Below are 20,103 nucleotides of genomic sequence, written 5' to 3' on the forward strand. Positions count from 1 at the left end.
TCATTCCCAGTCCCCGCAGGTGTAGTCGATGCCGGCCGCGCGAATCACCTCGGGGGCCTCGCAGTAGCCCATGGCAAAGATCATCTTCAGCGCCTTAAAGGCGTCCTGGCGCGCGCCAAAGCTGGAGGTGTCCCAGGCTCGCAAAATCGCCTGACGCTGGCGGCGGCTTCGCTCCGAAAAAGCCCGCGGTGGGAGCGTGGCCAGTCGTCCGAAGTCGTCGATGGCGTGAAGCAGAAGTCGCAACAGGTCGGCGGTGTCTTCGGGGATGGCGCTCAGATAATCATCGACGGCCTCGACCACCCCGACCTCATTGCCCGGGGGCATCCCCAGGTGGTCGCCCGGGTAGAGGGCGTCGCAGATGGCGCGGCAGATCTCGACCTCGCGCGCGCTCAGCGCGGCCGTCGACGGGGACGCCGGCTGGTCGTACCAGCTTAAGCCCACGCGAGCGGTGCCCCCTGCCAGCGCCAGCGCCGGAAGCGCCAGCGCGCTGACTTTCAAAAAGGTTCGCCGTCGCATGGGGTCCATCGTTTCTCGGCCTTCGCGTGTGCCCGTCGCCGGGAGAAAAAGCCCTGTGGAAACCATTGGAAAAGGGTGTGCACCACCCCGGCGCCAGAACGCGTAACGTCTCTCAGAGAAAGAGGATAACGCGTCGCGCCGTCAAAGCGTAGCAAAAACCGACCGGCGAGTTGGTTTTGGGTGAAACGCAACGCTGCGGGGGAGGATTCCCGGCGCCTTCAAAACACCGCGCTGGGAACATATTGAGCTGGCAAGAATGAAAACGCGGCGAGGGTGGCGAGGGCGCGATGGCTGGCAAGGTGAGGCGACGTTTCGATGTTTAGATCAGGATCGCGTGGTTGAGCACGCCGACGCCCACACCCAGCACGATCGCGTTGAGGGCGACCAGGCGATGGCTGACCCCGGCCTCGTGAAGCGCGGCCAGCACCAGAGTGCTGGCGAGCAGCTCGGAGAGCAGCCCGTTGCGAAGCAGCCCGGAGGTCTGCGGGTGCATCAGAAAGGCCGCCGGGGGCAAAAGGCTGAGCATGGCGACGAGGATCGCGCGAAGCTGCACGGGCAGAGTTTTGAAAAGATGCTGCTGGACTGTGCCCTGCCAGAAGAGGGCGGCCAGCGCCAGCCCCAGGCCCAGCATCAGGCCGAGTGTTGCGCTGTCGGTGAGCCAGGTCACCGGGCGAAAGCGCGCCGGGGTGTTGACAAAAGACATCACGCCCAGGATCAGCGGGACGATCAGCGCGGCGAAGAGCGGACGATATGCGGGCGGCAGCGCCGCATCGTCACGGGCCTGGCCCGGCTGCACGCCGCCAACCAGAAAAGCCAGTGCGGCGAGTGTGGCCGGGGCGAAGAACCAGGCGCCGGCGGCGACCTGCACTTGAGCGTTGGCCAGCGCCACAAGGGGCGGCGTCAGCAGTAGATGCGCGGCGGCCAGCCCGATCGAGGCCGCCAGCGCCAGGGGCAGGAGCAAGCGTGTGGGGGCGGGTGAAGTCTCAGTCATGGGGGGCCTGCTTTACCCGGAGGAAGTCGGGGGCATATTTGAGGGGTGGGGACGACAAGGGTCTTTGACGAGGTGCGATCATGATCAGCCCGAATTGGCTTGTCCAGTCCAGCGCGATCGGTGCCGTCGGTATCCTGGCGTTGGGCATGGGGATGTGGGGAGCAGGGATGTGGGAGAGTGGGGAGCAAGGGGGGCGGGAAGTCCGCTCACCAGGCTCCACGCAGGTGATCTGGGTGCACGGGGAGCGCGGCCTGCGAGCCGCCGGCACCATCCGCTACACCGAGGGCGTTGCCACTGAGTCGCGCGCCGAGCGCGCTCGCCGGCTGCTCGCTGAACGCCACGCCAAACAGGAAGCGGAGCGGCGCGCGAAGGTGGTCGCACAGCGCGCCTTTGAAGCCAGCCGCCAGGCCGCAAGACACGCAGCCTACCACGGCACGCACTCCGGCGGCGATGAGGAGCCCCTCGGCTGGGCCGAGCGCCGCGCGGCGCGCCAGGCCGAGCTGGCCGCGCGAGAGGCGCGTGCACAGAAGATGCGCACCCACCTCTTTGAGCTCTATGTCGGACCGCAATGCGTCGATGAGCGCTATGAGCCGGCTGAGCCGCCGGCGCATGACGAGCGCTCCGACGACGATCCCGACGCCTTCTTGCAGCCCGCGTCGCAGGAGGCCACCGAGGTCACCCGCCAGAAGGTCGAAGATAGCCTGGAGCGCGCCCTCGAGGAGATGCAGCGGGCGTTTACACCCTGAGACCCGCGCGCCGAGGGTCCGCCCTAAACAAAAACCCCCGCGGACCGGGGTCCGCGGGGGCTATGCATCAGGCGTGAGACTTAGCCCGCATCAGCCGACGATGCAGGAGCCAAACTCCGAGCCGGAGACTGGCGCGCACTGGCCGCTGCAGCAGTCCGCGTTGCTGGTGCAGGCCACGTTGGTCGGGAAGCAGCCGAAGCCGCAGGTGCCTTCGCTGCCGCAGACCAGGTTGCCGCAGCAGTCCGCATCGGACTCACAGCTGGAGCCGTTGATGGAGCATTCCGGGCATCCCTCGTCGGTGCGGCCGTCGCAGTTGTTGTCGACGCCGTCGCAGATCTCGGCTGAGCAGCTCTCGCACTCCAGCGGCTCACCGCAGGTCTGGTAGTAGATGTCGCACAGGCCGGTGGGCTGCTCGGGCACACAGGCGTTGGCGCAGCCCATCTTGATCTGCAGGTCGAGCGCCTCGGCGTCGATCGAGCGGACCTGCGAGCAGGCCGACTCCGAGAGGGTCAGCACGTTGTCGTTGCCGTTGTACGAGATGTCGGCCTGGGGCAGGTAGGTGCCGTTGACCGAGACCCAGATCTGGTTGGGATCGGGCGGGGTCTGGTCGAGGTTGTACGAGCAGCTCACCAGGATGTTGGAGATGTCGCGCACAGCGTTGGCCAGCTGGTTGGCGTCGCTGGCCAGGTAGGGCGAGCCGGTGCCGCCGGCCGTCGCGAAGCGCTGCAGGCTTGGCGAGTTGAAGGCGAAGCCGACGACGAAGGTGTAGACGCCGCGGTCGCGCAGATCTTCGATCACATCTTCGGCACCGTCGACACCGCCGCAGCCCGGCTCCCCGTCGGTGATCAGCAGCACGGACTTGACGCGCTGATCGTCGAGGCTGTCACCGGGATCGCTGACGCGGTCGTTGTTGAGCACGTTCTGCAGCGCGTAGTCCAGCGGGGTGCCGCCGTTGGGATCCAGGCTGTTGTAGGCGTTCTGGATGGTGGTGGCGTTGTGGTCGCCCATCGAGAGGCGGTTGGTCAGCGCGTTGGTGTTGCAACTGCCGGTGAAGGAGCCCACGCCAAAGCGGATCTCTCCGGCAAGCTCGTTGGTCACCGTGTTCATGCCGGCCACGGCGCGCTCCCAGCGGTTGGGGCGGCTGTGGTCGTTTTGCCCACCCACGCCCCAGTCCATCGAGCCAGAGAGGTCAAGCACGACGTAGACGTTGGGGTTGAGACGCTCAAACTCAGTGGTCTGCTCTTCGCAGATGGGAATCTGACCGGGCTCGGGCGCGCAGGCGTCACCGACCACAAGGCCGTTGGGGCCGGTGGGGTTGCCGGGGCTGGCGGTCTGGTCAACGTTGGCCGCAAAGGGGCAGTTGTCGCAGGCATCGCCGATGCTGTCGCCGTCGCTGTCGGCCTGGTCGGCGTTGGCCACGTTGGGGCAATTGTCCATGACGTCGGGGATGCCGTCGCTATCGCTGTCGGTGACGGTATCGACGTACTCCACGCCCGGGGCGCAGGCGTTGCCCATGATGATACCTCGCTCGTCGACCGGGTTGGACGCGTAGGCGGCCTGATCGGTGTTGGAGGTGTCCGGGCAGTTGTCGCAGGCATCACCGATGCCGTCGCCATCGCTGTCGAGCTGATCGGGGTTATGGACAAAGGGGCAGTTGTCGTACTGGTTGGGCACCCCGTCGCCGCTCTCATCTTCCCAGGGCTCCAGATCGTCACGCCCGTCGTGGGGGTGGTCCGCGTCGATGAGATCGCCGCCGCCGTCGGTGTCGTCGCCGGCGTCACCGGGGTCGCCGCCGTCGGGATCATTGGGGTTATCACCGCCGGGACGGCACTCCCCGCTGACGGGGTTGCGCTCCTGGCCTTCTGGGCAGTTGGTGACGTCAGTTTCATCAGAACAGGCCAGCGCGGTGAGCGCGATCAGCGCGGGAAGCGTCCATTTTATGAGCGTCGTTCGCATGGTTCGTACCCTGTGAGGTGAGGAGCGCGTTGCAGGGAAATCAGCGTGGCGCAAAAAGCCGTGGACCGGGAATAACCCAAACTCTGTCAGGTCGATGGTAGCAAAGACCGGCGAAGCTTTCGACAGAATTTCAGCCGCTTTGAGGGGCGAAGACTGTAAATCGTCGTAAAAGTCGGCAAGTTTTGGTGACGCGCAACGTCTCACTGCGTTTTGCCGCGCCGGGCGCAGCGGGCGAGGTCGATGACGGCGGACGCGGGGCTCAGAGCGTCCTAATCCATCTCGCGGCGGCGCAGCGTGAGCGCCACACCCCCGAGCAGCACCACCGTAAAGCCGCCGAGCGCGCCCAGATCAAGGAGCTGGCCGGCCTGGGCGTCCCCGAAGAAACGATCCAGGGGGTGAGGCATCAGCGGTATCGCCACGGGCAGCTCGGGGGTGATGATCGGGAGGTCCTCGAGCGCGATCTCATAGGCCAGGGCGCGATCTTCGGTGTGGATCATCGCCTCAAAGCCAAAGCGGCTAAAGGTCGTGGCGCTGAGCGCCCGGGTGAGCGTGTCCATTCGCTCCACCGGCATGATCGCCCCGCCCAGAATCACCTGGGGGATCAGCACAATCGGCACCAGCGCGATCGCCGCCTCGCTCGTGCGCACCGCTGCTGAGAGCAGGAGTCCGGTCGCCAGTCCGGCCAGCGCGCACAACCAGAGCGTGAGCAGGTGCATCAGCGGGTGCCCGTGAAATCCCAGCGGCCCGTAGGTCAGCGCGAGCAGCGCCACACACTGGATCAGGCAAAAGAAGCCCAGCACCCCGAACTTGCTCGCCACATAGGCCGGGATCGAGAGGTTGACCATGCGCTCTCGCCGATAAATGGCCTGCTCCCCCACGATCTCGCGCGCGGCGTTGGAGCCCCCGAACCAGATCGCCGAGATCACCAGCAAAAAGAGCGCCAGCGGGGTGTGCTCCATGCGGGTAAAGACCCCGCCTTCGTCCTGGAAAAAGACCAGGTTGAGCAGGAGCGCCACAATCGGGGCCTGCACCAACAGGATCAGCGTGCCGACGCGATCTTTGAGTTTGATGTTGAGGTAGCGGTGGGTGAGCGTACGCAGCTGGCGCAACTCAAAGGTCGGGGGCTTGCGGCGGGCGTCCGCGCTGAGATGAACCTCCTCGGAGGCCCGCCGGCGCGCGGCCACAAACTCCTCATAATACGCGCTCTGGCGGTAGCGCGCCGCAAAGGTCTCCATCGGCTCGCCGGCGCGCGCCGCCGCAACCAGCGGGCGCATGCAGCTTCCCGGATCGCTTAAGAGCTGCTCGGCGACCTCCGAGTCGGCTTCAACGTCCGGGTTAAAATAGAGCATCGAGTCGGGGAAGGCCGGCCCGTAGTAGACCTGCTCGCCATCGGCCAGATAGAGCGTGTTGTCCATCAGCCGGTAGGCTTTAAGCGAGGGCTGGTGGATGGTCAAAAGGATCGTCTTGCCGCGATCGGCCAGCCGCCGCAGCAGCTGCATCACGTTGAGCGCGTCCTCGCTGGCCAGCCCGCTGGTGGGCTCATCGAGGCAGAGCAGGCTGGGGTCGGTCAGAAGCTCCATCGCCAGGTTGACGCGTTTTCGCTGCCCGCCGCTGATGCCCTTCTGCTCCGGGGAGCCGATGCGCAAATCGGCGGTCTGCGCGATCTCCAGATCGTGGAGCACCTGCCAGATGCGCTGGTCGATTTCCTGGTCGGTGGTGTCCGGCGGCAGGCGCAACTTCGCCGTGTAATAGAGCGACTGATAGACGGTCAGCTCGCTGTGAATGATGTCTTCCTGAGGCACGTACCCGATGGCGCCGCGGTAGCGATCGTAATGCGCGAAGATCTCATCGCCGTTGAGCAGCGTGCGCCCGAAGGAGGGCCGGGTGTAGGCAATCAGCGCGTTGAGTAGTGTGGTTTTTCCGGCGCCGGAGGGGCCTAAAAGCCCAACGATCTCCGTGGGATAGACGGTGAACGAGACGCCGTCGAGCAGGCGCCGTGGCCCCTGCGGGGTGGGGACCTCCACGCGCAGGTTCTCGGCCTGCAGCAAAATGTCGCCGCGGTAGGACTTCTGCAGGCGCATCTTCTTGAGATCCAGGCGCAGCGCGAAGCTGCCCAGGCTGAAGATCTGATCGTGCTCAATCGGAGCGCGGCGGACGCGCCGGCCCCCCACAAAAGTGCCGTTGGCGCTGGAGAGATCTTCGAGAAAGAGCCCGCCGGACTCGCGCACCAGCCTGGCGTGATGGCGAGAGACCTGCGGTGATTGCAGCACAATATCATTGGTCGGGCCTCGCCCCAGCGTGATCACCGCCTTATCGGGTGGCAGGCTCAAGGGCCCGCCGGAGCGCGGGCTGGCGGCGCGGCGAGTGAACTCTTTGAGGCGGCTTAAGGGGAAGCGGTAGCTGCCTAAGAAGAGCACGTCGTCCTGGCTCACCTCGGCCTGGGTCAGGCGGCGGTGGCGGTCGCCCAGGTAGGTGCCGTTGGCTGTGCCCAGGTCGCGGGCCAGCCAGCGCTCGGGGCCCAGCGGGGTGAGGCTCACATGACGGCGCGAGATCTGCGGGGCGTCGAGCACAATATCGCAGCCGTGGTCGCGGCCGATCACCAGCGTGCGCACTGAGGTGCCGCTCGCGGTGTTGAGCGCCTGCAAGCGCACCCGCTGCTTGCCGACCTGCTCGCGTCGCGCGCGCAGCTGAGGGCTCTGAAGTTGAATCTCCGTGCGGGTGATCTCGGCGTCGAAGTCCTCAAACGCAGGCGCGCCGAGCTCGCGCGCGCCACACGCCGGGCAGAAGGGCGCGCCGGGCTCGATCGGGGCGTTGCATTGCGGGCAGCGCGGGCGCGTCATCGAAAGTTCCAACCGAGAGTGAGCGAGAGGTCGTGATCAGGGCACGTCTCCACAGGCTTGCCACGCCAATAGCGTTTTGACAATTCCGAGCGCGCTCACTTATAAGAGTGCAGATTCTCTCCGACCCTGATTGCGCGCGGCCGAGCGGGTGATGGCGCCCGCGACGGCTGACAGGTCTGTGGTAGGCCGGGCGCGTGTGGCTCAGGATGGAGAGCGAAGCGGAGACGTCGATGGCGCGACTGAAAGTAGGTATCGTAGGCGCGGGTAGCATCTCGGAGCTGCACGCCAGAGGATATCAAGAAGACCCGCGCGCGGAGATCGTGGCGGTGTGCGACCGCGATGAAGATCGCGCCATTCAACGCTCTCTGGATTGGGGCGCGCGCGCCTATTACACCAACTTCAGCGAGATGCTGGAGAATAAGGACATCGACGCCGTCGAGATCCTCACGCCGCATTACCTGCACGCAAGTCAGGTCATCGACGCGCTCCAGGCCGGCAAGCACGTCTCGGTGGAGCGCCCCCTGGCGCTTTCGATCGAGGAGGCCAACCAGGTCGTGCAGACCGCCCGCCAGGTCGGCAAGATCGTGCAGGTCTATGAGCCCTGCCTCTTCTACAAGCCCCTGCTCGACGCCCGTAACCTCATTGACGCTGGCGAGATCGGAAAGCCCACCGGCATCCGCGTGGCGATGACCGTGGCCAAAGGGCAGAGCGATGTGTGGGACTTTGCCTCCATCGAAGACGAAGCCTCCCTCTGGCGCTTCGACCCACAACTCTCCGGCGGCTCGCCGATGCTCTACGATGTGGGCTACCAGACCTTCTGCATCGCGCTCTTCTTGATCGGCAACGTCGAGAAGATCGAGGTGTGGCGCTCCGAGACCGCCATCCGCGAGGGCTTAAAGCTCGACGCGCCGACGGTGGCGATGTGGAAGCACTTCCAGCAGGACTGCTACGGGACGATGACGCTTAACTACGCGCCCGAGCGCAAGCTGCGCACCCCCTACCACCCCCTCGAAGCCACCATCGCGGTGGAGGGCACCCGCGGCACCATCGACATCATCCGCTCGTCGGACCCCACCCAGCTGGAGGCCCCGGTGGAGCTTCGCCGCGACAGCCGCAAGGTGGCCTACGGCCAGCGCAACACCGCGTTTGAAGACAGCTTCGTGCGCGCCACGCGCAACTTCATCGGCGCCTGCCTCGGCGAGGAAGATCCGCTGCTGGGTGCCAATGAGGCTCGTCAGCTTTTGCTGCTGACCCTGGCCTACCAGGAGAGCTCGCGTCGCGGACGCGCGGTCAACCTGCAGCACGGCTGAGCGGTGGCCGGTGGCCCGGCATCTCTCAATTCAGCGAACATGACAGGCGTTAAGAGGCTTCATGACCGAGCAGCATGACCTGGGGCGAATTCGTGTGATGGAGGCGCCGCGGCGCTATGCGGTGCTGCTCAATGCGCGCGCCAAAGCCTGGACTGGCGAGGTCCATGAGGCGGTGCAGCGCTTTGTGCCGGCGCGCGATCTCTACCTGACCGACGACTTCCGCCAGGCGCAGACCACCGTCGAGCGCATCCTGGCGCAGGACTATGACGTGGTGTTCACCGGCGGGGGCGACGGCACGATCATGTTCTTGATCAACGCCATTGAGGCCGCGGTCAAAGCCGGCAAAATCGCCCGCGAAGATGCGCCGCCGGTGGGCGTGCTGCGCCTGGGCACCGGCAACGCCGTGGCCTCGTACGTGGGCGCCGGCCCGATCATCGAGGATCTGCGCGCGCTGCACGCCGGCGCTCCGCTCAAAGTCCACGAGGTCAACATGGTCGAAGACGGAGAGCACCGCTTTCCCTTCGGCGGCTTTGGCTGGGACGCCGACATCCTCAACGACTACGACCGCTTCAAGGCCGCGGTGCGCGACACCGCGCTGGAGAACTTCGCCACGGGCCTGGGCGGCTACGCGCTCTCGATCGGCTCGCGCACCATCCCCAAGGCCACCATCCGCGGTTCGCGCAACGCGCGCTTTACCAACCTCGGAGAGGTCGCCTACGAGCTCGATGAGCACGGTCGCATTGTGCGCGAGATTGGCCCCGGCGAGCTCATCTATGACGGGCCGATGAAGATCACCAGCTCGGCCACGATCCCCTACTGGGGCTTCAAGATCCGCATGTTCCCCTACGCCAACTTAAAGCCGGGCTTCTTTGAGCTGCGCTCCTACCATGGCTCGATCTCCAGCATTTTGATGGATCTTCCGGCCTTCTGGAAGGGGGAGGTCCAGGAGGGCAAGCTCGGCGACTGGCTGGTGCAGCGGGTGGCTGTGGAGGTCGAAGAGGCGATGAGCTACCAGGTCGCCGGCGATGCGGCCGGCTACCGCACCCGGGTGGAGTGGTCGCTCTCGGATCATCCCAGCCTGCTGGCGGTGCCGCTGCAATAACATGCGGTGAGCGCGACGCGGTGGAAAGGTCCGCCGGCGTTGCTAAGCGCGCTTTACATCATGTCAACATCGGGGGGCTTGCACCGCGCTCGCGCTTTGAGGATGGTGGGTTGATGTAGGTTCGAATTCAACCTCGGCCCTCTGCTCGCGCGCTGAGATGCGTGGAAGAGGGCGCGGAGGTCGCTAACGCGCGCGGCGCGGGAGGAGATGCGATGATGTCGACAATGAAGTGGCTCTGCGGGGCGCTGGCGCTGACGGCAGCCGGCTTGATGGCGCCGGGCTGCGGCCCGAGTCAGACGATTGATCTTCGAAACGACGCCGGCTTTGAGCGCGACGCCGACGAGGAGGAGCGCGACACGGGCAACGACCCCGACACCGGCTTTGATGCGGATGTGGACGATGATCCGGACGCCACCGAGGATCCCGACGCCGACGTCGATCCGGATGGGGGCAACGACCCGGATGCCGATGAGGATCCCGACGCCGATGTGGATGACGAGCCTGATGCCGACGATCCCGGCCCGCTCACCGATGGGGAGGCTGCGGCCCGGGCGATGATTGCCGGCTTCTGCGATGCGGTCTGGAGCTGTCCGGATGGCTCTCAGCAGGTGGCCTTTTTGAGCCTGACGCTGGGGCGCTACCCCGACGCTCAGGCCTGCACCGACGCCTGGCGCGCCGGCGCAGGCTCAATGGACCTCTCCGAGCTTATTCGCAGCGTCGATGAGGGCCGCATCGTCGTGGACCGCGATCTTCTCGACGCCTGCACCGACGCCATCGCCGAGGCGGCCTGCAACGCCGAGGGCGATCAGACCGGTATGCAAATCCCCGAGGCTTGCCGCACCGCGATGGCCGGCCAGGCCAGCGCCGGCGACGCCTGCATCAACCTGCAGGACTGCGCCTCCGGGCTTCGTTGTGACTACAGCTACGAGCAGGACGCCCCCTGCTACGGCACCTGCGTGGACCCGGCGGTGGCCGACGCCTGCGGCAATGATGGCATCTGCGATGAGGCCACCTCCTACTGCGATCGCAGCGGCACCGAGCCCGAGTGCGTGGACTACGAAGTTGGCGATGAGTGCACCGAAGGCGGCGGCGAATGCGCCGAGGATTTTGTATGCGTGCGCGGCTACTGCCAGTTTGATTATGCGCCTGAGCCCATCAATCTGGCCGGAGAGGGAGAAACCTGCTCGCAATTTGACCAGACCTTCTGCCTGCCCGGGCTGACCTGCCAGACCTCCGCGGCCAATGGCAGCGTCAGCACCTGCGAGCGCCCGCGGGCCGCTGGCGAGGTCTGCATCCAGACCAGCGACTGCGAGGCCGGGCTACGCTGCGGTGAGCAAGACGGGGGCCCCTCGATCTGCGGGGCGCTCCTGCCCCTGGGCGAACCCTGCCAGGAGAGCGGGGAGTGTGAGAGCAGCTACTGCTTTTACGATTACGAGGTCACCGGTGAGCATGGCACCTGCGCTGAGCGCCAGATCTGCGAGCTGCCTTGAATCTTAGAAAGAAGCCTCAAGTCGTTGTCGCCCCATGTGGGGCGATAGTGTTGATGTGTGTTAAGTGGTTGATTTTGTTCATGAAACAAATAGCCCGAGGAGGCGATGATGAACGTCAAACAATGGACGATGCGCGCCCTGGCGCTTGCGATGGCCGCCACTCTGGTGGTGGGTTGCAGCGATGATCCCGATCCCGCGGTCGACGCCGGCGAAGACGTCGGCACCGACGCCGAGCTTGATCCCGATCCGGAGCCCGACACCGACGTGCAAGACGGCGGCGATGAGGATGTCGATCCCGACGCCGATGTCGATCCCGATGTCGATCCCGACCCCGATGTCGATCCCGACGCCGACGCCGACCCGGCCCCCGAGCTCACCGACGTGGAGCTCATCACCGAGGTGCTGGCCCGGGGCTTCTGTGAGGCGGCCTACACCTGCGCCGAGACGTCCAGTGAGGCGGCTTTTTTGAGCACGCAGCTCAGCCGCTTCGGCTCGCTGGAGGCCTGTGTGGCCGGTGGCGATCAGTGGCTCTCCCTGATCGGGTTTGTCGGCCCGATCGATGCGGTCGCCGACGGCCGCATCATCCTCGATCGCCAGGGCGCCGAGGCCTGCGCCCAGGCGCTGACCACGGCTTACTGCGAGGGCCCCCAGAGTGAGGGGCCGCCGCCGGAGTGCGAAGCCATCCTTGAGCCGACGCGCAACGAAGGCGAAGCCTGCGTCGACAACGAAGAGTGCACCGGCGATCTGGAGTGCATCCATGAAGGCTCGACCCAGTGCTACGGCACCTGCCTCGACCCCGCGCTCGCCAATGCCTGCGGCGATGAAGGCGTCTGCCAGCCCTGGGAAGACTGCGACGAGAGCGGTGAGAGCCCCACCTGCGTGCCCTACGCCGGTGCCGGCGACGAGTGCACCGTCGATGGCGATGAGTGCGCCGAGGGTGAGCGCTGCAACTACGGCTTCTGCGAGGAGCCCGTGGTCGTGGAGCTGACTCTGCTGGCCGATGGCGAGCCCTGCAGCCAGGGTTCGCTGTCGATCTGTGCTCCCGGCCTCGTCTGCGGGGCGGTCTTTGATGGGGAAGGTCAACTCGACGAAGAGGCCGGCACGGTGTGCGGCGCGCCGCGTGAAGCGGGCGTCTTCTGCGCGGATAGTAGCGAGTGCCTCTTCGGTCTGCGGTGCAACGACGAGGGCGTCTGCGCCGATCTTCTGGAGGACGGCGAGCGCTGCAACAGCGATCTGGACTGCGCCAGCGGCACCTGTGGTGGCGACGGCGTGGCGCCGGTCTGCGTCGCACCGCTGACCTGCGAGGTGCCCGCGCCCTGAGCGCCAGGGACACCTTCGGCGCTTCCGATGGTGGAGGCGCCGGCGCGCAAAAAAAAAGCCTGTTTTGATCCCGAGAGGATCAAAACAGGCTTTTTTCATGCGAAAACCGCGTGTATCGGGGGTTAAGTTAAAAAAGTAGAAAAAGTTAAAAAGTTAAAGGGCGTCGTAGTCGCGGCGCCAGCGCTGGGAGAGATCGACGTCGTGGAGGTAACGTGCGACCTGGGCGTCGATCTCCTCCTCGCTCCAGCCCAGCCTCTGGGCCATATGTTCGGCGATCTGACGAGCGGCCTGACGCCCCTGGTCGGCGGCCCGGTAGAAGATCTGGGTGCGCTGCACGAGCATGTCGGTGAGCGTGGCGGCGAGCTCGTGGGTGATGGCCCAGTCGATCTGCACAACGAGCTCCGGGCGGCCCTCGGTGATGGGTTTACCGAGCGTAGGGTCGGCCGCCACAAGCTCGCCAAGCGCCGGGGCGCGGGTGCCGTAGGTGTGGGCCAGGAAACGCGCCGAGAGCTCGCTGAGGTGGCCCTGGCTGGCTTCCAGGGTCTGTGTGGCGATGAGCTCAAAGGCCGCCTCGTCGCTCTCGGCCTCCGGCCAGTCGGCTGCGCCGGGTAGGGGGGAGGTGTCGGTGCGGGGGTTATGCACCGTCTCGGGGAGATGATCGCCCAGGCGCAGCATCTTCAGCGCCGTCTCCACCACCTCTGCGGACATGCGCCGGTAGGTGGTGAGCTTGCCGCCGGCGATGGTGATCAGGCCGTCTTCGCCGACCACGATCTGGTGCTCGCGGCTGACCTCGCTCTCGGAGATGTCGGCTCCGGAGCCGCTGCCCTGGGCCATCAGCGGGCGCAGCCCGGCCCAGGTGGCGATCACATCGTCGGCCGTGAGGGGATGCTCGGGGAAGTAGTCGTTGGCCGCGGTGAGCAGGTACTCCACGTCGCTGGCCTCGGCGTAGACCTGGCCCGGGTCGCCTTTATAGTCGGTGTCGGTGGTGCCGATGTAGGTCTGCTCGCCCCAGGGGATGGCAAAGAGCACGCGTTTGTCGTCGGGGTGAAAGCAGACCACGGCGTTGTTGACCGGCAGACGGTCGTGGTCGACGACGATGTGCACGCCCTTGGTGGGGCGTAGAAGGGTGGAGCCGGGCTCGGCGCTCAGCGCGCGGGTGCGGTCGGTCCAGGGGCCGGTGGCGTTGATGACGGCGTGGGCGCGGATCTCTTTGAGCCCCCCGTCGCCGAGCATATCTTTGACGACGGCGCCCTGGATGCGGCCGCTCTCCTCATCTTTGATGAACGAGAGGGCGCGGGTCCAGGTGGCGATGGTCGCCCCGTGAGCGGCGGCGTCGAGCGCGCTCTCCAGGGTCAGGCGGGCGTCGTCGGTGGAGCAGTCGTAGTAGAGGGGCGCGCCTTTGAGCTCCTCGCGCGTGAGCGCGGGCTCTTCTTTTGCGACGTCGCGCACCCCGAGCTTGCGGTGGCGTTTTGGCGAGCGAAAAAGCGAGAGCCCCTCATAGAGCCACATCCCCGCCTTAAGCGTGAGCAGGTTATGCGGGGAGTTGCGGTAGACCGGAAAGAGAAAGCCTAAGGGGCGCACAAGATGCGGGGCGATGTCGAGCAAAATGCGCCGCTCGCTGACCGCCTCAAAGACCAGGCTGAACTCGAACTGCTGGAGGTAGCGAAGCCCCCCGTGCACGAGCTTGGAGGAGCGGGAGCTTGTGCCGTAGGCCAGGTCGCGGGCCTCCACCAGCGCGACGTTGAGCCCGCGACGCGCAGCGTCGCGGGCGATGCCCGCCCCGTTGATCCCGCCGCCAATGATCAAAAGATCGACGGGCTCGCCAAGGGCGTCCCACATCGCCTGCCGTGAGGTGTTCTGGGTCATAAGTCTTTGATTTTTTTGTGGAATGTGAGGGGGTGTGTGCGCAGGTTTCTGCCGCCACCGAGGTGGCAACACTCAACTTAATGACGGGGTGCGTCAAAAGCAACGGCCGCTTCGATGCGACGGGTCCGAGCCGGCGATGAGGGCCCGTGGCGAGCTACTCAAGGCGTGGACGATGTTTAGCTTTTTATGAACTGAAACGTCTGAGGGGAGGGGGGATCGATGTGTGGACTTGCGGGGTTCTGGGATCGGCGCTGTGTGCGCTTTGAGCCGGCGATCTTTGCGATGACCAACGCCCTGCGTCACCGGGGGCCGGATGGGGCGGGGTACTGGTTTGATGGGCGCCACGGTCTGGCGCTGGGGCATCGACGCCTGGCGATCCTGGACTGCTCCGACCGCGGCCGCCAGCCGATGTTCTCGGCCGACGGGCGCTGGGCGCTGGTCTACAACGGGGAGGTTTATAACTTCGCCGAGCTCAAGGCCCGGGTGCTTGAGGTGACCCGCGGCAGCTACCCCTTTGTGGGGGGCTCGGACACCGAGGTGATCCTGGGGGCGGTGCAGACCTTTGGCCTCGAAGAGAGCTTGAGGCAGATGGTGGGGATGTTCGCCATGGCGCTCTGGGATCGGGAGCGCGCTGAGCTGCATCTGGTGCGCGATCGCGTCGGCATCAAACCTCTTTACTGGGCCTGGCACGGGCAGGTGCTGCTCTTTGGCTCGGAGCTCAAGGCGTTGCGCGGCTATCCGGGCTTTGATCCGCAGATCGATCGTCGGGCGCTGGCCGGATTTCTGGGGCGCTCGGCCGTCGGCGGCGCCCACACCATCTACGAGGGGGTCTACAAGGTGCGCCCGGGGGCGATGCTCACGATCCGCGATCCGGGAAACGCCCGGGTCGAGGAGCACCGCTGGTGGCGCGCCGAGGAGGTCGTCGCGCTGGGGGTGCGCTCGCCATTTATGGGCGACGAAGAGCAGGCCACCGATGAGCTGGAGCGCGAACTTCGCCGCGCGGTGGGCCAGCGCATGGTGGCCGATGTGCCCCTGGGGGCCTTCTTATCCGGGGGCATCGACTCCACCACGGTGGTGGCGCTGATGCAGGCGCAGTCCGGCCGCCCCATTCAGACCTTCTCCATCGGCAACGCCAGAGCCCGCTACAATGAGGCCGATGACGCCGCGCGGGTGGCGCGATTTCTGGGCACCGAGCACACCTCTCTGATCGTCGAGCCGGCCGACGCGCTGGCGGTCATCGACCGGCTGCCCACCCTCTACGATGAGCCTTTTGCCGACGCCTCGCAGATCCCCACCTTTCTGGTCAGCGAGCTTGCGCGCCAGAAGGTCACCGTGGCGTTGAGTGGCGACGGCGGCGATGAGGTTTTTGGAGGGTACAACCGCCATGTCTGGGGGCCACCGATCTGGGAGGGCATAAGTCGGGTGCCGGCGCCCTTGCGCGAGCAGGTGGGGCGCGCGCTCTTGTGGCTGAGCCCGGGGCAGTGGGAGGCGCTCTTTGCCAGCCTGGGGGAAGGGGCGCTCAGCCCCGGCATCAAGGCGCGCCGGCTGCTGGAGGGGCTGCGCGAGCGTGTGCCGGGCGCAACCTCAACAACCTCCTCGCCAGCTTCATCTTCGGCGGAGCCCCCCTTCACCCCCGGCCGACTTCGACTGATCGGCGACAAACTCCACAAACTCGCCGAGCTCTTAGACACCCCCGACGCCGAAGATCTCTACCGGCGCCTGCTCGCCAACTGGCCGGCCGGTCATCAGGCGGTGCGCGATCTTCAGGAGCCGCCCCGCACCTGGAGCTGGGAGCAGGAGCCCCAGGTCGCGAGCCTGGCCGAGCGCTGGATGTTCCGTGATCTGGTGGGTTATCTGCCCGATGACATCCTCACCAAGGTCGATCGCGCCTCGATGGGGGTGAGCCTGGAGGCCCGCGTGCCCCTGCTCGATCACCGCGTGGTGGCCTTTGCCTGGCGCCTGCCTTCAGGCATGAAGGTGCGGGGGCGCGAGGGCAAACATATCTTAAGGCGCGTGCTCTACCGCTATGTGCCCCGCGCGCTGGTGGAGCGCCCGAAGATGGGCTTTGGCGTGCCGCTGGATGCCTGGCTGCGCGCCGAGCTGCGCCCCTGGGCCGAGGAGCTCTTGCGCCCGGAGCGCCTGGAGCGCGAGGGCTTCTTGCACCCCGAGCCGGTGCGCGCCATCTGGCGCGAGCACTTAAGCGGGCGCCGCTCGCGGGCCTACGAGCTCTGGAACGTGCTGATGTTCCAGGCCTGGCTTGAGCGTCAGCATCCCACCCGCAGCCGCCGCGCCGCCGGCCACCCGCCCGGGCTTATGCGCCAGGACGCACCCTCGATGGTGGGCCGCCGATGAACGAGGTCTTCGCCTGCACCATCCTGATCTTCACCGGCATCTTTGCGCTCTTTGTGGGCCAGACCCGGCTCCCTGGCGAGGATCGCCGCTTTGTCTGGATGAGCTTCTGGGCGCACGTCATCGCGGCCTTTGTGCTGATCGTGCTCACCTACGAGTTCTTCGGCCGCGGCGATATGGAGGTCTACTACGGCTATGGCGAGGCGCTGGCCGACTACATCCGCGTCGACCCGCTGCGCTGGGGGCCGGAGGTCTTGAGGTTGATCTTCCAGCAGCCCGCCGAGATCCCCATTGAGGTCTTCGGGCAGGAGGGCACCTCCACCACCACGATGATCGGGATCACGGCCTTTTTGCTGATTTTGACCGGCTCCTCGATGTTTGGCTGTGGGCTGATCTTGAGCTTTGTGGCGTTCAGCGGGCAGCTGGCGATGTACCGCACCTTCAGCGCGCATTTCGGCCGCGAGCTGCGCCTGCAGGTGATGGTGGCCACGCTGCTGGTGCCCTCGGCGGTCTTCTGGACGAGCGGGGTGGTCAAAGAGGCGGTGGCCATGGGGGGCCTGGGCTGGATGATCTACGGGCTGCACCGCCTGCTGGGCCGCCGCGGCAAGGGCTGGGGTCTTCTGTGGCTGGCCGCCGGCGCGGTGGCCGTGGCCCTGGTCAAGAGCTACATCCTCTTTCCGATGGTGGCCGCCGCCGCGCTCTGGTGGTACTGGCGGCGCGCGATGGTCACGCACGGCACGGTTGCGATCGCCAAAAAACCTTTTCAGATCGCGATGTTAGGGGTCGTGGGTGTGGGCGCCATGATCGGCCTGGGACAGATCTTTCCGCAGTACTCGCTCGACTCGCTGGCCGAGGAGACCGCCAACCTGCAGTACCAGGGCGAACGCATTCAGGGGGGCTCCTCCTACAGCATGGGCGATGGCACCACCACCAGCCTGGGGGGGCAGCTGGCCTTTGCGCCGCTGGCGATCTCGGCCTCGCTCTTTCGGCCCTTTATCTTTGAGGCGCACAACGCGGTGGCGGCCATCAACGCGGTGGAGACCACGCTGGTGCTTTTGCTCTGGGTGCGCATCTTATGGGTACTGGGGGCGAGGGGGGCGTGGCGGGTGCTGCGCAGCTCACCGCCGCTGATCTTTTGCGTGGTCTTTGTGCTGCTCTTCGGCCTGGGCGTGGGGCTTGCGACCACCAACCTGGGCACCCTCTCGCGCTACCGGGTGCCGATGATGCCGATGTACCTGCTGGTGCTCCTGATCTTGAGCGCGCGCCCCTGGCGGCTGCGCGCCGGTCTGACAGGAGGCCGGGTGCCCGGGGGCACGCCGTCGGCCGGGTCCATACCGAAGGCACGCACGCGCACATTTGCCGACTTCACCGAAGATTTTCGCAGGGGGGCGAGATGGAGAGGCCGTTAGTCAGCGTTTATATCACCTGCCATAACTACGGGCGTTATCTGGAGCAGGCCGTCGAGAGTGTTCTGGTGCAGAGCCTGCAACACTGGGAGCTGATCATCGTCGATGATGCCTCCAGCGATGAGACCCCGGAGGTCTGCCAGCGTTATCTGCAACGCGATCCGCAGCGCATCCGCGTGCTGCGTCACGACGAGGCGCAGGGCCTGCAGCGCAACGCCAACCGCGTGCTGGAGATGGCCCGCGGCAAATACATCATGCGCCTGGACGCCGATGACTGGCTCGATGAGTCGGCGCTTCTGGTGATGAGCGAGCGCATGGAGCGCCGCCCGGAGGTGGCGCTGGTCTACCCCAACTACTTCTATGTCGACGCCGAGGGGCGTTTTCTGGGGGTGGAGCAGCGTAAGCTCCCCGGCAGCGAGGCGCGCCTGCTCGATCTTCCGGCGCACGGGGCCTGCACGATGGTCCGCCGCCGGGTGCTCAAGGCGCTGGGCGGCTACGATGAGCGCCACAACGCGCAGGATGGCTACGAGCTCTGGCTCAAGGTCTCCCGCCACTATGCGGTGGAGGGGGTGGCGACGCCGCTTTTTTATTACCGTCAGCACCCCGAGTCGCTCAGCCGCAATGAGGATCGCCTGCTCACGGCGCGTCGCCAGATCAAGCGCTCCCTGGCCGAGAAGCTCGAAGGGGCGGTCAAACCGCGGGTGGTGGGCCTGGTGCCCGCCAAAAACACCTACAAGAGCATGCCCGACGTGGTCTTGAGCGAGGTGGGGGGCCGCCCGCTGATTGACCACACCCTGGAGGCGGCGCGGGCCAGCGGGCGTTTTGACGCGATCTGGGTCACCACCGACTGCCCGCGGGTGGTCGAGCACTGCACCATGCGCGACATCCCGGCGATGCTGCGCCCCTCGGCGCTCTCGGAGGCGGATCGTAAGCTCTCCGAGGTTGTGCATGACGCCATCACGCGCCTGGAGACCGACCACGATCTTTACCCTGACGTGGTGGTGGTGCTCAGCGCCCACAGCCCGCTGCGCCGGGCCGATCATATCACCAAGGCGCTCGACACCCTGGTGCTCTACGACGCCGACAGCGTGATCAGCGTCTACGAAGATTTCGACATGCACTTTCAGCACGGCGCCGACGGCCTGGAGCCGCTCAACCCGGCGATGATGCGCAAGCTGCGCCTGGAGCGCGAGGGGCTCTACGTCTTTAACGGCGCCATCACCGCGGTCTGGCGCGACGCCATCCGCCCGGACGACTACCACGGCAAGAGCATCTCGCATGTGGTGATGCCCTGGCGGGAGAGCTTTCAGCTCAAGAGCGACTTCGACCGCTGGATGCTCGATCGTCTGCTGCGCCACGACAACGAAGACCGGCAGGAGCCGCCCACGGCTGCCGCCGAGTGATGGGTTAATAAAATCAACGACTTACGTGCTGCTTGTGCGGCGAGTTTAAGGAGGGGAAACCATGCTTTTTGTTGCCGAGATAGGACTCAATCACGAGGGAAACTTCGATCTGGCCTACGAGCTCATCCGCCAGGCGAAGCTCTCCGGGGCCGATGTGGCCAAGTTTCAGTTTGGCTGGCGCGACCAGCCCGGGGAGCTCAACCACATCAACCCCGATATGGCCATGCAGCTCAAGCGCTGGTGCGAGTGGTGGGAGATCGACTTCATGGCCTCGATCATCAACGAGGAGGCCCTGGAGCTGGCGCGCCCGCTTAACCCGAAGCGCTATAAGATCGCCTCGCGCACTGTGGTTGATAAGCCGGAGCTTGTGGAGCGGGTGCTGGAGCAGGGGCGCGAGACCTACATCTCGCTGGGCTGGTGGACTGGCGAGGAGCTGCCCTTTGGGCCGCCCACCGAGAAGCTGCGCTACATCTTCTGCCGCTCGCATTACCCCACCTACCCGGCGCATCTGGAGGGGCTGCCCGAGCGCTTTGAGCCCGGTGGCTACTACGGCTACAGCGACCATATGCACGGCATTGAGGGCTGCCTGCTGGCGATCGCCCGCGGCGCGCAATTTGTCGAAAAGCACTTCACCCTCGACAAGACCATCCGCGGGGTGCACCGCGACCATATCTTGAGCGCCACCCCCGCCGAGCTTCGACAGCTCGTGGATCTGGGCCGACCGCTCAGCCGGCTCGCCAGGGGCGTCAGCGGCGATCAACCCGCGGTGGGCGGTGTGCCGGGCTAAGAGGAGCGCGCCGGCCGCTGC

The 20,103-nt window shown here is 66.1% G+C and carries 14 protein-coding genes; 9 read left to right on the forward strand and 5 right to left on the reverse strand.

The features are described from left to right. Both FRC96_RS12340 and FRC96_RS12345 read right to left on the reverse strand, forming a co-directional pair. Positions 1 to 516, reverse strand: coding sequence for a gluconate 2-dehydrogenase subunit 3 family protein (locus FRC96_RS12340; RefSeq protein ID WP_230470189.1), 516 nt, complete (start codon positions 514 to 516; stop codon positions 1 to 3). A gap of 319 nt (positions 517 to 835) precedes the next feature. Beyond that, positions 836 to 1,507, reverse strand: a complete 672-nt coding sequence (locus FRC96_RS12345) for a hypothetical protein (protein ID WP_146974793.1) — start codon at positions 1,505 to 1,507, stop codon at positions 836 to 838. Between the two features lie 80 nt (positions 1,508 to 1,587). Between FRC96_RS12345 and FRC96_RS12350 the strand changes: the two genes are divergently transcribed. Next, on the forward strand, positions 1,588 to 2,253 hold the full coding sequence (locus tag FRC96_RS12350) for a hypothetical protein (RefSeq protein ID WP_146974794.1): 666 nt from the start codon (positions 1,588 to 1,590) through the stop codon (positions 2,251 to 2,253). 90 nt (positions 2,254 to 2,343) lie between these two features. Here the strand turns inward: FRC96_RS12350 and FRC96_RS12355 are convergent, their stop codons facing one another. Both FRC96_RS12355 and FRC96_RS12360 read right to left on the reverse strand, forming a co-directional pair. Further along, entirely contained in the window at positions 2,344 to 4,209 is a 1,866-nt protein-coding gene (locus FRC96_RS12355; protein WP_146974795.1) for a VWA domain-containing protein, read from the reverse strand. Between the two features lie 269 nt (positions 4,210 to 4,478). Further along, complete coding sequence (locus FRC96_RS12360; RefSeq protein WP_146974796.1) at positions 4,479 to 7,049, reverse strand: FHA domain-containing protein; 2,571 nt, start codon at positions 7,047 to 7,049, stop codon at positions 4,479 to 4,481. A gap of 230 nt (positions 7,050 to 7,279) precedes the next feature. Between FRC96_RS12360 and FRC96_RS12365 the strand changes: the two genes are divergently transcribed. From FRC96_RS12365 to FRC96_RS12380, 4 genes are all read left to right on the forward strand, one after another. Next, entirely contained in the window at positions 7,280 to 8,359 is a 1,080-nt protein-coding gene (locus FRC96_RS12365; RefSeq protein WP_230470190.1) for a Gfo/Idh/MocA family protein, read from the forward strand. A gap of 61 nt (positions 8,360 to 8,420) precedes the next feature. Continuing rightward, positions 8,421 to 9,461, forward strand: a complete 1,041-nt coding sequence (locus tag FRC96_RS12370) for a diacylglycerol/lipid kinase family protein (protein WP_146974798.1) — start codon at positions 8,421 to 8,423, stop codon at positions 9,459 to 9,461. 215 nt (positions 9,462 to 9,676) lie between these two features. Then, entirely contained in the window at positions 9,677 to 10,951 is a 1,275-nt protein-coding gene (locus tag FRC96_RS12375; RefSeq protein WP_146974799.1) for a hypothetical protein, read from the forward strand. Between the two features lie 108 nt (positions 10,952 to 11,059). Next, positions 11,060 to 12,271 (forward strand): hypothetical protein, encoded by a 1,212-nt coding sequence (locus FRC96_RS12380; RefSeq protein ID WP_146974800.1) that lies wholly within the window; start codon positions 11,060 to 11,062, stop codon positions 12,269 to 12,271. 153 nt (positions 12,272 to 12,424) lie between these two features. On the opposite strand, the gene glpD is transcribed toward FRC96_RS12380, so the two are convergent. Beyond that, the gene (gene glpD / locus FRC96_RS12385) at positions 12,425 to 14,137 is read right to left on the reverse strand and encodes a glycerol-3-phosphate dehydrogenase (RefSeq protein WP_146974801.1); all 1,713 of its coding nucleotides are present in this window, start codon (positions 14,135 to 14,137) and stop codon (positions 12,425 to 12,427) included. Between the two features lie 219 nt (positions 14,138 to 14,356). Here glpD and asnB point away from each other — a divergent pair, with 219 nt between their 5' ends. From asnB to FRC96_RS12400, 4 genes are all read left to right on the forward strand, one after another. Next, positions 14,357 to 16,489: an asparagine synthase (glutamine-hydrolyzing) gene (gene asnB / locus FRC96_RS12390; protein ID WP_146974802.1), complete on the forward strand. Its 2,133-nt coding sequence runs from the start codon at positions 14,357 to 14,359 to the stop codon at positions 16,487 to 16,489. Further along, positions 16,486 to 17,895 (forward strand): hypothetical protein, encoded by a 1,410-nt coding sequence (locus tag FRC96_RS22145; protein WP_230470191.1) that lies wholly within the window; start codon positions 16,486 to 16,488, stop codon positions 17,893 to 17,895. Before asnB ends, FRC96_RS22145 begins: the two co-directional genes overlap by 4 nt. After that, positions 17,880 to 19,295, forward strand: coding sequence for a glycosyltransferase family 2 protein (locus tag FRC96_RS12395; RefSeq protein WP_230470192.1), 1,416 nt, complete (start codon positions 17,880 to 17,882; stop codon positions 19,293 to 19,295). Before FRC96_RS22145 ends, FRC96_RS12395 begins: the two co-directional genes overlap by 16 nt. Positions 19,296 to 19,356: 61 nt before the next feature. Then, positions 19,357 to 20,082: an N-acetylneuraminate synthase family protein gene (locus tag FRC96_RS12400; protein WP_146974804.1), complete on the forward strand. Its 726-nt coding sequence runs from the start codon at positions 19,357 to 19,359 to the stop codon at positions 20,080 to 20,082. The last annotated feature ends 21 nt before the right edge of the window (positions 20,083 to 20,103 follow it).

Source organism: Lujinxingia vulgaris, assembly GCF_007997005.1.
In the GTDB taxonomy this organism is placed as follows: Bacteria; Myxococcota_A; Bradymonadia; order Bradymonadales; family Bradymonadaceae; genus Lujinxingia.

Coding starts and splice junctions, on each gene's coding strand:
- FRC96_RS12340 (WP_230470189.1), bottom strand. CDS start 516: ATGCGACGGCGAACCTTTTTGAAAGTCAGCGCGCTGGCGCTTCCGGCG.
- FRC96_RS12345 (WP_146974793.1), bottom strand. CDS start 1,507: ATGACTGAGACTTCACCCGCCCCCACACGCTTGCTCCTGCCCCTGGCG.
- FRC96_RS12350 (WP_146974794.1), top strand. CDS start 1,588: ATGATCAGCCCGAATTGGCTTGTCCAGTCCAGCGCGATCGGTGCCGTC.
- FRC96_RS12355 (WP_146974795.1), bottom strand. CDS start 4,209: ATGCGAACGACGCTCATAAAATGGACGCTTCCCGCGCTGATCGCGCTC.
- FRC96_RS12360 (WP_146974796.1), bottom strand. CDS start 7,049: ATGACGCGCCCGCGCTGCCCGCAATGCAACGCCCCGATCGAGCCCGGC.
- FRC96_RS12365 (WP_230470190.1), top strand. CDS start 7,280: ATGGCGCGACTGAAAGTAGGTATCGTAGGCGCGGGTAGCATCTCGGAG.
- FRC96_RS12370 (WP_146974798.1), top strand. CDS start 8,421: ATGACCGAGCAGCATGACCTGGGGCGAATTCGTGTGATGGAGGCGCCG.
- FRC96_RS12375 (WP_146974799.1), top strand. CDS start 9,677: ATGTCGACAATGAAGTGGCTCTGCGGGGCGCTGGCGCTGACGGCAGCC.
- FRC96_RS12380 (WP_146974800.1), top strand. CDS start 11,060: ATGAACGTCAAACAATGGACGATGCGCGCCCTGGCGCTTGCGATGGCC.
- glpD (WP_146974801.1), bottom strand. CDS start 14,137: ATGACCCAGAACACCTCACGGCAGGCGATGTGGGACGCCCTTGGCGAG.
- asnB (WP_146974802.1), top strand. CDS start 14,357: ATGTGTGGACTTGCGGGGTTCTGGGATCGGCGCTGTGTGCGCTTTGAG.
- FRC96_RS22145 (WP_230470191.1), top strand. CDS start 16,486: ATGAACGAGGTCTTCGCCTGCACCATCCTGATCTTCACCGGCATCTTT.
- FRC96_RS12395 (WP_230470192.1), top strand. CDS start 17,880: ATGGAGAGGCCGTTAGTCAGCGTTTATATCACCTGCCATAACTACGGG.
- FRC96_RS12400 (WP_146974804.1), top strand. CDS start 19,357: ATGCTTTTTGTTGCCGAGATAGGACTCAATCACGAGGGAAACTTCGAT.